This is a genomic window from Ardenticatena maritima (assembly GCF_001306175.1).
GTDB lineage: Bacteria > Chloroflexota > Anaerolineae > Ardenticatenales > Ardenticatenaceae > Ardenticatena > Ardenticatena maritima.
In genome coordinates this window covers 871157-883043 of the sequence record NZ_LGKN01000003.1, presented here as the reverse complement: position 1 = coordinate 883043, position 11887 = coordinate 871157, and the positions used below count along the sequence as shown (strand labels likewise).

Here is an 11887-nt window from a genome sequence, read left to right as displayed (position 1 = left end):
GCCGCGCTTTTTTTGGGTGTGGTTGTTCAGGTCAATACAAAAGCACCAACTTGGTAAAGGTCATACAGAATTCCAAAATCAGAAGTAGGCTGAAAAAGAGCATGACGCGCTCACTCCCCAGGCGTGTGTTGAGCCATGGTCCAAGACGCGCGCCCAACAGGACGCCGGGAAGAACCATCAACCAGAGGTTGAGCGGGAGTGTATCGAGGAAGAAAAGCGCAAAGATGAAGGGAAGCGCCGAAGTGACGCCCATCGTGACAATGCTGGTGACGGTGGCATGTTGAACATGTGTGCGGTAGAGCCAGGTCAGCGCTACGAAAATCAACACGTCAATCCCCACACCGATGTAGCCGGTGAGCATTCCGCCAATGATGCCCACGAGGAAGAGCGTGGGTATCATCCAGCCGCGCAGGCGAAACGGTATTTGGTTGACGTGCAGGTCTTTGCGGGCGCTCCAAACAATGTAGAGCGCCAAGCAAAGCCCGAATGTGCTGAAAAGCAACCGCACAGCACGCGCCGACGTGAGCGGGAAGACGAAGAGCGCCAGCAGAACCCCTACCCACCCGCCAAGCGTGACCAATACCACAGCAGGCTTCAGAATGGCTTCGGGGGCCTTGCGCGACCAGTTGAAGGTGCCAAAAATACCCATCCCAAATGTTTGGGTTGCGACTGAAAAGGCAACGGCGTTGACGGGCGCCACGCCAAGCAGGACAAGCGTTGGGAAGAAGACGATGCCGCCCCCCGCGGGGGTGGACATGGCGACTGTGGCGGCGACAATGCCCAGAAAGGGCATGAACCAGACGCTGGCCAGTTCGGCAGGGCTGACGCGCCCTTGCGCAAGAAACGCAATGATGAGCAAGGCAATGCCGCTCAAGGCGATGAGTTCAAAGCGGTATGTGGCTGCGCTTTGTGAAAGACGTGTACGAACAGGAATAGTTGTAGCGGTTGCAGACATAACGGATCATCCTTCGTTGAGGGTTGTGTGGGAAATGTGCGCACGTGTTCAAAGTATATGCGGCGAGGATGTTGAAAGTCAAGGGGTGCGAAAAAAAACAGTGTTTTGGATTGATTTTAAGCAAGTCACGAATAGGCGCTTTCGCCGATTCGTACATCGGTCAAAACGCTCATACTGGGAGCAAAACAAAAAAGCGCGGCAAAAACCGGGGTTCTTGCCGCGCATGTGAAGCGGATATGCGATTTATGCGCTTGCCGGGGCTTCTTCCGGCTGCTTGATGGCTTCCAACGCAATCTCGATTTCCACTGTTTCGCCGACCAGCCAACCGCCTGTTTCCAGCGCCACGTTCCAGTTCAACCCAAAGTCCTTGCGGTTGATTTTGGTTGTGGCGACAAAGCCCAGGCGTTCATTGCCCCACGGGTCTTTGTACGGACCAGCCACTTCCACATCGAGCGTCACTTCGCGCGTTGTATCTTTGATGGTGAGGTCGCCGATGACGCGGTAATGCGTGTCATCTACGCGCTCAATGCGCTTCGATTTGAAGACGATTTCAGGATACTTTTCGGCGTCGAAGAAGTCCGGCGAGCGCAAGTGATTGTCGCGATCTTCCACGCCGGTATCAATGCTGGCCACGCGGATGTGCGCCTCGGCATACGATTGTTCGGGGTTTTGCTCGTTCAGGTCCAGCCGCACATCGTAGTCTTTGAACGAACCGCGCACCTTGGCAATCATCATGTGGCGCACAGCAAATTCAATGTGCGAATGTGTCTTGTCAACGATCCAGCCCATAAGTCACCTCCGTGTAGAAAAAATTTGATGGTTGATGGATGGAAAATGAATGCGGCGGTTTCAGGCCGCCGCACCACCGGTTTGTTGCGTGTGTTGAACCGCTCCATTACGCTCAAGCCAGATGATGTAGGCCGCCGCGAGCAAGAGCACGATGTTAACGATAATGTTTGCATAAGCGCCGATCATCACGTTGGTAGCGGCTGCCCCAAGCATGATAAGACCAGTCAGCGCAGCGGCGTACACACGCGTGCGTGCAATCCACAGCCCAATCGCCGCCGCCAATTCAGCCACGCCAATCAGGTACATGAACCAGAGCGGATACCCGGCGGCTTCAAAAATTTGCACCTGCGATTCATGCCCAATCAGTTTGGTGATACCCGCCATCAGGAACATCAGTGTGATAAGACCCATCGCGCCATAGCGCAGATAACGTTGCCACTTCATACCGCCTCACCTCCTTTCGTACTTGGTTTGTTTTTCCATTTCACAGCATACACCTTCACGTCCTTGGGGGTGTCCTTTTTGATGTCCTGTTTGGTGTCCTCTATTTGCCGCATGCAAGGGACGGCATACCATATGTGCTGATTTTGAGTTGGGACAAGGACGCTTATGACGCCAACACTGCGCAATTGGCACACGCTTTCGGAACCTGCTTTGCGTGAACTGGTGGACAACGCGATTTATGGAGTGACGTACGGCATGGGGGCGGGCACAATGCTCGCCGACGCTATTCGCCCGTTTTTGGTGCTCGCCCTGACACCGGGCGTTTCGCGTGAGCAGGTGGCGCGGTTGTACCGTGTTTTGTTAGAAGAAGTGTTGCCGACGTATCAGCAACTCCGCATTTTCGACCCTTATCACCGTTTGCGGACGACCATCAATGAAATTGGGCGTTTGCTGGCTGAGGTGAGCCGCGAAAGTCTCAACGGTGAATATCCGTTGATTGTGGACGCACTGGCGGATTTGATCGTCAACGCATGGGTATTGCACGAGCCACATCTGGCTGAGGGGGTGCTCGAACGCCTTTCGCCCTACACGCGGCTGGCGGTACTTGAAGCGGCTGAGAGCGCCATGCAGAAGAAACCTTCGGAAGCGTATTGAGCACGCCAAACCAAAAACGGGACGCCTCGTGTGGCGTCCCGTTTTCACTTCCCGGCGCGTGGCTCAGGCGCTCAGCGGGGGGCGGAACTTGTAGCCGTACACAATCAGGCCGCGTTCACCGTCTTCCCGAATTTTGCGCACGACCATTTCAACCGGCATGCCAATGTACACTTCATCCGGATTGACGTCGGTCAACTGTGCGGTGATGCGCACACCTTCTTCCAAATCAATCAGCGCCACCACATAGGGCACGTAATCCTCAAACCCTTCGGGTGATTGATAGACCACCGAATAACTGTACACCGTACCGCGCCCCGAGAACGTGTAGGGTTCCATGTCGCGGCTGCGGCATGCGCGGCAAACGGGGCGCGGGGGGAATGCCAGCGTCCCACAGCGGGCGCAGCGGCTTCCTTCGAGTTTGTACCGTTGGTTGCGTAATCGCCAATGGCGCGGAATATCCATCTCCGTCCTCCTTTTACTTGCGTTCCAGGCGTTCCAAAATCGTTGTCACCACTGTGGCGCCACTGCCGCCGATGTTTTGCGCCATGGCATATTCGACGTCGTCTACTTGCAGCGCTTCGGGGGCTTCGCCGCGCAGTTGCAGGGCGGCTTCCACCACTTGATAGATACCGGTGGCGCCGACCGGATGCCCACGCCCTTTCAAACCGCCAAATGTGGCGATGGGAATACGCCCCTCGCGGGTGATTTCACCCTCGTTCGCCAGCCGCACAGCGGTGCCGGGTTCGGCAAAGCCGCTGGCTTCCAGCGAGAGCGCCGCCATGATGCTAAACGCGTCATGCACTTCAAAAACCCGCACTTGTTCGGGTGTGATGCCGGCTTTGCGGTAGGCTTTGCGCGCGCTGCATTCCACCCCACGCAGCCAGAGCGGATTGGCGCGGTTGTCGAGAGCAATCGTATCCGTTGCCACTTCACACGCCGCCACGCGGAGAGGCTTGTCGCTAAAATCAAACGCCATGTCAGCCGGCATGATGACCACGGCGGCCGCCCCGTCAGCAATCGGGCTGGAATCGAGCAGATTGATGGGGCTGGCAATCATCTTCGCGTTGGCGTACTGCTCACGGGTGATACGGTTGCGGAACATGGCGTTGGGGTTGTGTGCCGCATTGGCGTGGGCGTTGATGGTGAAGGCGGCAAAATCGTCTTTGTCCACGCCGTATTCATACATGTAGCGTTGCATGAGCAGCGCATTGATGGCCACGAACGAAAGCCCCATTTCAGCCTCGTAGTCGCCGTCGGAAGCCATAGCGAGTGCGTTGGTGGTGCAGCCGCTGGTCATTTCGGTCAGTTTTTCGACGCCGACGGCGATGGCGATGTTCACCGCCCCTGATTGCACCGCCAGCACCGCTTGGCGCAATGTGGCGGCGGCTGAACCGCACGCGGCTTCCACCTTGACGGCTTCGATCCCTTCCAAACCGGCGTAATCGGCGATGAGCGCCCCCAAATGTTCTTGCCCGCTCAACTTGCCGCTCAGCATGTTGCCTACGTAAAGCGCGTCGGCGCGTTCAATGTGCGCGTCCGCCATGGCGTCAAGCACGGCTTCAACGGCCAGGTCGCGCACGCCTTTGTCCCAATGCTCGCGCACGGGGGTTTGTCCAATACCGACAATCGCTACATCACGCATGATGCTCCTCCCTCCCTAGTACACCTTCACTTTTTTGCGCCAGCGCATGTAGGTTGCGTAGTCAACAGGCTGGCGGCGTTCGATATAGGTGCGTGTACGTGGCGCACGGTCGCGCACCTCTTCAATGCGCTCGGTGACGATGAAACTCATGGCGTCGCTTCCCGCACCGGAACCAAAACTGACAATGAGCAGGCGGTCGCCGGGCTTGGCTTCGTCCAGGGCGGCGGTGAAGCCCAGCGGCGAAGCGCCCGCGTAGGTGTTGCCGATGACGGGCGCCAACAAGCCGGCGCGAATTTGTTCACGAGTGAAGCCCAGTTTTTTGGCGGCGCGTTGGGGGAATTTGCTGTTGGGCTGGTGGAAGACAGCGGCTGCAAAGTCTTCCGGTTTGAGCCCCAGTTCATCCATCAGCGCCTGCGCGGCGTTCAACACGTGGTGGAAGTAGGCCGGTTCGCCTGTGAAGCGGTTGCCATGCTCAGGGTACTTCTGGTAGGCGCGGCGGAAGAAGTCCGGTGTGTCGGTGACATAACTGATAGAGCCTTCCAGCACCGCGATGGCTTCTTCGGCGGGGCCGAAAATGTACGCCGCGCCGCCGGCGGCCGCCGTGTATTCGAGTGCATCACCAGGGCGACCTTGCGCGGTGTCCATCCCGATAGCCATGGCATAGTCGGCCATACCGCTCCCGACAAAACCGATAGCGGCTTGCATGGCTTCGGTGCCGGCTTTACAAGCAAACTCAAAGTCGGCGGCGTTGGTGTACGGCGCAATGCCCAGTGCCTGCGCCACAATGGTACTGGTGGGCTTCACCGCATAGGGGTGCGATTCGGAGCCAACCCAGACCGCGCGAATCAACTCCGGCGCAATGCCCGCACGGCGTAAAGCATTTTGGGCGGCTTCGATTGCCATTGTCGCCGTGTCCTCATCAGGACCAGGCACGCTTTTGCTTTCAACGGGGAGCACTGCGTTTTGCCCTCCCCGCCAGACATCGGCGATGGCTTCGGCGGCGAGCCGATAGCGTGGCACATACGCGCCATAGCCGATAATGCCAACATCTCGGTTGGGCTTCAATTTGCGTGTCATCTCTTCTAACCTCCTTCTTGCCAGGGCATACAAAAGCCCGGCCTGGCCGGGCAACCTGCACTTGATACCAAGTATAGCCAACTTTGGCTTTCAAAAACTACCGCTTCGGCAAAATAGAGAGATTTTGGAAGTGATATATTTCACAAATAACCCACATGGATTATTGGATTTTTTGGGGTGGGCGAAGTGGAAAACAGCATGCGCGCTCTTTGCGCACTCTTTTCAATGAAAAAGTGGGTTGGCATCATCGCCAACCCACTTTTACCGAGTCTCTTGCACGCTTGAGCCGTGGTTTACTTCTCCCACGAGAACTTGCGCACAAACGCCGGCATGTTCTTGACCGCCTCGAATGTCATCAAACGATCGCCCGCGTAACTGTCAAACCAGGCGCTATCATCCATGGGGGCGCTCAGCAACCACGGGCAGAACGCAAACAGGTAGTCGGGGAGTGGTTCTCCATTGCTGAGAACACCGGTTTGGAACCAGCGAAACACCTCTACATGGTAATCGCGGTGCATGTTGGCATCAATCGGGGGATAGTGCGCGTCCTGGTCGTTGCCAATACGCCAGCCCCCTTCGCCGACGATAATCGGCGGCACAAACCCATAGCGATCTTGAAACTGTTGGGCAAAGAAACGCCACCCCAGAACACTGTGGATATCCAGGTCGTACTCGGGGGGATGGTTGTTGCCGTATGAATGGGCGACAAAGAAGAAGCGCCCCAGCACTTGTTGCCCGCCGCGGCGTTCCAGTTCGTCCAGCGCGCGGTCAAGCCATTCCTGGTTGATAAATTGCCACCCGACGAAGCCGCCGGCGTTGTACACTTCTTCGGTTGCATCCATCAGGTTGCCGATGAAGTCATCCCACTCCGGTTTGCCGCCGTGTTCATACCATTCCTGGTCGAGGCTTGGCTCGTTGTAGATCTGGAAGTAAGGCGGCAACCCGTATTGCTGAACAATCTGCACATCACGTGCCCAGCCGCCTTCATAGGCTTCATACGGGCGCAGCATCTTGCGCCAGACGGGGATAATGCCCGCCGCCGCAAACTTGGGCGCCGCCATGTGGAGAATGTTCTCGTCGGCATACAACACCAGCGCCCAGCGCATTTTCATGGCTTGCAAGCGTGCAATATCCCGATCCATTTCTTCTGGTGATGGATACGGGTTGCGCGAAAGATGGATACACATCCCGTTGTCGTTCACCGGGCGAGGCCATTCAGGCAAGGAAAGCGCCGGCAAGTCGGTGCGCAGCGTCAGCAGCTCAGGCGTCGGTGTTGGTTTGGGGCGGCGCGTGGGCGTCGGTTCCGGGGCTGGATACGCCTCCGAACCGGTTGCATCGCGCGTAGACTCCGTGTTGACCAGCGGCAGATAGACTTCTGTATCGCTTTCCGCCAACGGTGTTGGCGGGCTCATCGGTGATGGCGTTATTGTCGGGACAGGGGTAATCGTAGGGGGAATTGACGTTGCTTCTCCCGTGGTTTCCGCCAATTCCAGTGGTGTTTCGGTTGTTGGGGTTGCGGTTGCCTGGCATGCCAATGTACCCAATGCCAAAACAACAAGGAACGTCAAAGCCCAAACATGGCGCATAGAGTCAACCTCTGTTTTCGTTTGTTGGTTCACACATCAGGGGGAATTGTGGTGAAAAGCGCTTCTTTCTCCAAATGGTTCTTCTCTTGCGGGGCGTGCTGGGCAGGAATGGGCTTGGTGAAGGGCACAAGCGGCGTGAAGGCGTGAGAGGAATAGATGCGCCAATTGTTGACATTACTACTCAACTATGATAGGATTTTGACACCATTTTGTGGGCTTTTTCACAGAATCTGTCAGCTGAAGCAAGAGGCAAGCGCCCATGAGAAATCACATCGTTGAACTTGTCGAGGTCTCCAAATCTTTTGATACAGAAGGACCAGCCGCTGTGAACAATCTCACCTTGAATGTTTATGAAGGTGAGGTGTTGGCGTTGCTTGGTCCGAGCGGCTGTGGCAAAACAACCACCCTGCGCCTGATTGCGGGCTTTGAGCAACCGGACACTGGTATCATCCGTGTGGGCGACCGTATTGTGGCTGGGCCGGGGCGTTGGGTGCCGCCAGAACAACGCGGCATTGGGATTGTGTTTCAGGAATATGCGCTTTTCCCGCACATGAGCGTCGCGGACAACGTGGCGTTTGGGTTGCATCGGTTGCCCCGTGCTGAACGTGAGCAGCGCGTGCGCGAAGTGCTGGACTTGGTGGGGTTGGGCGAATATGCCTCGCGGTATCCTCACGAGTTGAGCGGTGGACAGCAGCAACGTGTAGCGTTGGCGCGCGCCCTGGCGCCTCAGCCGGTTGTGGTGCTTTTGGATGAACCGTTCAGCAATCTCGATGCCGATTTGCGCCAGTACATGCGCCACGAGGTCAAGCGCATTTTGCGCGAATGGGGAAGCACCGCCATCTTCGTCACGCATGACCAGGAAGAGGCGCTCTCTGTTGGGGACCGCGTGGCGGTGCTGAACGCCGGACGCCTGGAGCAAGTGGGCACGCCGGAGTACGTCTTCCATCATCCGGCGACGCGCTTTGTGGCTGATTTCCTTGGGCTGGCGGACTTTTTGCCGGCACGCTCTACCCAAGATGGCTTGGAAACCGAGATTGGGTTTGTGCGCCAACCTGTGCCGGGCGAGTTGGGGCGTGCGTTGGAAGTGATGATTCGCCCGCACGATGTGCGTTTGCGCTTTGCACCCGAAGGGCGCGGTTTGATTGTGGGACGTCAATTCCATGGCGATTGTTATGTGTACGCGGTGCAACTTCCGTCGGGGCGTATCGTGCATAGCGAGCAGGACCACACGGTGGATATGCCGGTGGGGACGCGCGTGGACGTGTTGCTGGATGCGGGACACACGCTGACTTGTTTTGAAGGCGAACGTGCTATCTTGTGCCCGCAAGAATGCGAGTTGCCGGCGCTGCGTGTGCAGCACCAGACAGAGCCCTTGGCGATGCCGCCTGTGGAGATGCACGCGCCGCGTTGAAAGACCTGAAAAGCGAAAAAGCGGAGCCGCAAAGGCTCCGCTTTTTTGATGCACCCGCAATGCGGGGTTTAGGCTTCGTCGCTTTCTTCTTCACCCGAACGTTGGGCGAGTTCACTGTCGAGCATGAGCAAGGCGGCGCGGTCGTCGCCCGCCATTTGCAAGCGGTCCACAATTCGCCCGACGGTGTCTTCTTCTTCGACTTGTTCTTCAATAAACCAGTCGAGATGTTTCATTGTGGGGTAGTCTTCATGCTCGGCGGCGAGTTTGTAAAGCGCGTGAATGGCTTGCGTCACGTGCTGTTCGTGCGCCAGGGCTTGCTTGAAGATGTCGAGCGGGCTGCCAAATTCTTCGGGCGGTGCGGCGATGGCTTTCAATTCCACTTGGGCGCCGCGTTCCAGCATGTATTTGAGGATGCGCATGGCGTGTCCGTATTCTTCTTCGCTTTGCGCATACATCCAGCCGGCGAACCCGTCAAGGCTCTGGGCTTCAAAATGCGCCGCCATTGCCAGGTAGAGATACGAGGCGTAGAACTCGCGGTTGATTTGCTCGTTCAAAGCGTCTTGGATGGCTTTTTGCATGGGAAACTCCTTTGGGGTTGGTTGACAGCGTCGTCATGTATGATAGTCGGGTTTCGGCAATGAAAAAACGCATGAAAAAAAGGCGAGAAGCGCCATTGCTCCCCGCCTGCTCAAAGAGCGCGCGGTCTGGTCAATTCAACGAAACCGCGCCTAAGGGAGTGTCAATCAGTTCAGGCATGGCGTTTTTGCGATAGCGTTCAGCCATTTCTTCCAGCAAGGCGATTTCATGCCGCAACATTTCAATTTCGGTGAGAAGAAGTTGCCGCAGGCTGGGAATGGCGAGCAAAAATTCCTTGATGTTGCCGGGAAGTTGGACGGCAATCGCCGTGAAAAACGCCACAGCCAGCGGCGCTTCGGGAATGTTTTGGCGTGTGAGCGGCTCGCCCTGGATGGCTTCGAGCAAGCCGAGATAGGTGAGCAGGCGGCGACGCACGTCAGCGGTCAGGGTGTGCAGCATATCGTGCTCGGTTTCTTCAAGCGGGAATGGCGCGATGTAGGCATGCGGGTACTCACCGTGGGCGCGCACACCTTCCACCCAGATGCGTTCTCCCCCAATGATGGCGCATTTGAGGACGTCGGTGTCAACCTCTTCCACCTGGGTCACATAGCCGGCTGTGCCGACCCGCGGCCAGCGTTGGGGGATGCGCCCGTGCCGGGCATACACAACCGCCATCGGCGATTCTTCCCGGTAGCATTGCTCCACGATGGCGCGCGCCGAAGGCGGCACTTCAGTCACGTGAACCATGCCCGGAAAGAGGACGGTCTCACTGGGGTGGAATGGAAGTGTGGGAACCTGTGCCATACGACAACCTCCTACTTGGACGACTTGTTTTCGGAAAGGGGCTGTGGCGCCCCACCGTGAGCATACACACACAGCATACGCGCCGGGCAATCGCTGCATTGCGGACGGCTGGCGCGGCAATAGTCACGGGCGAGCCGCAACATGTTGATGTGAAAGGCGCGCACGGTGTCAGTCTCCGCAGGGATGAAGGCTTGCAGGATGTCGTGCGCACGGGCGGCGTTGACACCTGGCGGCAATATGCCCACCCGTTGCGCCACGCGGTGGATAGCGGTGTTGATAGGAAGCGCCGGGCGTTGCAGAGCGAACAACAACACGAGCGATGCTGTGAGTGGTCCCACACCGGGCAAACGTGCTAGCCAGGCGCGCGCCTCTTCCAGCGGCATGGTGCGCAGATGTGACAAGTCGAGCGAGCCATGCTCTTCGAGCAAGGTGGCGATGAGCCGTTGCAGGCGGCGCGCTTTTTGATGCGCCAGCCCGGCGTGCCAGATCGCCCCGACAATCTCGGTTTCGGGGGCGTCGGCAAGCATTGCCCAGTCCGGGAAGCGGGCGCGGAGCGCCGCAAACGCCTGCTCTTTCTGTGGTGATGATGCGTGTTGGGCGAGGATGACCCGAATGAGATGTTCGAGCGGGTCGCTCGGTTCAGAAGGGGCTGGAATGCCGTATTCTTCTTCCAGGAGGCGGCGAAGCGCTTCGGTGCGTGCCGCGTAGTCAAAAGCCGAAATCATGTGTAACGTGAAACGTCTTTCCTGATTCTGTCCCCTGTATGGGTTGGATTGGCTCGCGTACCCAAAAGCGTAGTCAGAAATCGCGCGATTGCCAAATACGCCAGACCTGCCGAAGTTGACGCCTCGACAGGTCTGGCGGCTATGGTGCGCCGTTCAGAGCCCCAAGCGTTCGCGGAAATAGGGAATTGTGCGGCGCAAGCCTTCTTCCAAAGAAATTTTCGGTTCCCATCCCAGGATACGGCGCGCTTTGGTGATGTCCGGCTGGCGCACTTTGGGGTCGTCCACCGGCAAAGGCTCGAACCGAATGCCGGCGGTGTTGCCCGTCATTTCGTTGATGAGTTCAGCAAACTGCAAAATGGTCATTTCGTGCGGGTTGCCGATGTTCACCGGTTCGACTTCATCGCTCATCAGCAGGCGGTAAATGCCATCAATGAGGTCATCCACATAGCAGAAAGAGCGCGTTTGCGAGCCGTCGCCATAGACGGTGAGCGGTTCGCCGCGCAAGGCTTGCGAGATAAAGTTGGGAACGACGCGCCCATCGTTGATGCGCATGCGTGGACCGTAGGTGTTGAAAATGCGCACAATGCGCGTATCTAACCCATGCGAGCGGTGATACGCCATGGTCATGGCTTCGGCGAAGCGTTTGGCTTCATCGTACACCCCACGTGGCCCGATCGGATTGACGTTGCCCCAGTAGTCTTCACTCTGGGGGTGGACGAGCGGGTCGCCGTACACTTCACTGGTTGACGCGAGCAGATAACGCGCGCCTTTGGCTTTCGCCAGCCCCAACGTTTTGTGCGTGCCCAGGGCGCCGACTTTCAGCGTTTGAATGGGATAGCGCAGGTAATCCACCGGACTGGCGGGCGACGCAAAGTGCAAAATGGCGTCCAGGGGACCATCAATAAAGATGTAGTTGGTCACGTCATGTTTGATGAAGGTGAAGCGGTCATGGCCTGCGAGGTGGGCGATATTGGCGGTGTGCCCGGTAAGAAAATTGTCCATGCCAATCACTTCGTGCCCTTCGGCAAGAAACCGGTCGCAAAGATGTGACCCCAGAAAACCGGCGGCGCCGGTAATCAATACGCGCATGTGATTCGTCCTCCTTGGTTTGGTTCGGAGGAAGATTGTACGCCCTCATATCACGCTGACAAATTCGAGCGCAGGTGTCTGGTTCAGGAAACTTGCTTTTGGAAGGCGCTTTCAGTACGATGCATATCGCATCGT

14 protein-coding genes are annotated in these 11887 nt (G+C 57.4%); 2 read left to right on the top strand and 12 right to left on the bottom strand.

From position 1 onward, the window contains the following. Window positions 1-31 precede the first annotated feature (31 nt). The 3 genes from SE16_RS03880 to SE16_RS03870 all read right to left on the bottom strand — a co-directional run bounded on the left by SE16_RS03880 (window position 32) and on the right by SE16_RS03870 (window position 2188). Window positions 32-955 (bottom strand): sulfite exporter TauE/SafE family protein, encoded by a 924-nt coding sequence (locus tag SE16_RS03880; RefSeq protein ID WP_054493201.1) that lies wholly within the window; start codon window positions 953-955, stop codon window positions 32-34. 243 nt (window positions 956-1198) lie between these two features. Next, a complete protein-coding gene (locus tag SE16_RS03875) occupies window positions 1199-1744 on the bottom strand; it encodes a YceI family protein (protein WP_054493202.1) in 546 nt (181 codons plus the stop codon). A gap of 60 nt (window positions 1745-1804) precedes the next feature. Then, a complete protein-coding gene (locus SE16_RS03870) occupies window positions 1805-2188 on the bottom strand; it encodes a DoxX family protein (RefSeq protein ID WP_054493203.1) in 384 nt (127 codons plus the stop codon). 165 nt (window positions 2189-2353) lie between these two features. On the opposite strand from SE16_RS03870, the gene SE16_RS03865 reads away from it, so the two are divergent. After that, the gene (locus SE16_RS03865; RefSeq protein WP_054493204.1) at window positions 2354-2842 is read left to right on the top strand and encodes a hypothetical protein; all 489 of its coding nucleotides are present in this window, start codon (window positions 2354-2356) and stop codon (window positions 2840-2842) included. Window positions 2843-2905: 63 nt separating this feature from the next. Here SE16_RS03865 and SE16_RS03860 read toward each other — a convergent pair whose 3' ends face one another. From SE16_RS03860 to SE16_RS15915, 5 genes are all read right to left on the bottom strand, one after another. Beyond that, on the bottom strand, window positions 2906-3304 hold the full coding sequence (locus SE16_RS03860) for a Zn-ribbon domain-containing OB-fold protein (RefSeq protein WP_054493205.1): 399 nt from the start codon (window positions 3302-3304) through the stop codon (window positions 2906-2908). A 13-nt stretch (window positions 3305-3317) separates the two neighbouring features. Beyond that, window positions 3318-4484, bottom strand: a complete 1167-nt coding sequence (locus SE16_RS03855) for a thiolase domain-containing protein (protein ID WP_054493206.1) — start codon at window positions 4482-4484, stop codon at window positions 3318-3320. Window positions 4485-4499: 15 nt separating this feature from the next. Beyond that, window positions 4500-5561, bottom strand: a complete 1062-nt coding sequence (locus SE16_RS03850; protein ID WP_054493207.1) for a hydroxymethylglutaryl-CoA synthase — start codon at window positions 5559-5561, stop codon at window positions 4500-4502. A 293-nt stretch (window positions 5562-5854) separates the two neighbouring features. Next, complete coding sequence (locus tag SE16_RS03845; protein WP_054493208.1) at window positions 5855-7147, bottom strand: hypothetical protein; 1293 nt, start codon at window positions 7145-7147, stop codon at window positions 5855-5857. Window positions 7148-7176: 29 nt separating this feature from the next. After that, window positions 7177-7332: a hypothetical protein gene (locus tag SE16_RS15915; protein WP_161804506.1), complete on the bottom strand. Its 156-nt coding sequence runs from the start codon at window positions 7330-7332 to the stop codon at window positions 7177-7179. Between the two features lie 74 nt (window positions 7333-7406). On the opposite strand from SE16_RS15915, the gene SE16_RS03840 reads away from it, so the two are divergent. After that, window positions 7407-8558 carry an ABC transporter ATP-binding protein gene (locus tag SE16_RS03840; protein WP_082374278.1) on the top strand — a complete coding sequence of 384 codons (1152 nt, stop codon included), beginning with the start codon at window positions 7407-7409 and terminating at the stop codon, window positions 8556-8558. A 68-nt stretch (window positions 8559-8626) separates the two neighbouring features. Here SE16_RS03840 and SE16_RS03835 read toward each other — a convergent pair whose 3' ends face one another. From SE16_RS03835 to SE16_RS03820, 4 genes are all read right to left on the bottom strand, one after another. Next, entirely contained in the window at window positions 8627-9136 is a 510-nt protein-coding gene (locus SE16_RS03835) for a ferritin (protein ID WP_054493209.1), read from the bottom strand. Between the two features lie 130 nt (window positions 9137-9266). Continuing rightward, window positions 9267-9938, bottom strand: a complete 672-nt coding sequence (locus SE16_RS03830) for an LON peptidase substrate-binding domain-containing protein (RefSeq protein WP_054493210.1) — start codon at window positions 9936-9938, stop codon at window positions 9267-9269. A gap of 11 nt (window positions 9939-9949) precedes the next feature. Further along, window positions 9950-10663: an endonuclease III domain-containing protein gene (locus SE16_RS03825; RefSeq protein ID WP_054493211.1), complete on the bottom strand. Its 714-nt coding sequence runs from the start codon at window positions 10661-10663 to the stop codon at window positions 9950-9952. 153 nt (window positions 10664-10816) lie between these two features. Further along, entirely contained in the window at window positions 10817-11752 is a 936-nt protein-coding gene (locus tag SE16_RS03820; RefSeq protein WP_060687234.1) for a UDP-glucuronic acid decarboxylase family protein, read from the bottom strand. Between the last annotated feature and the right edge of the window lie 135 nt (window positions 11753-11887).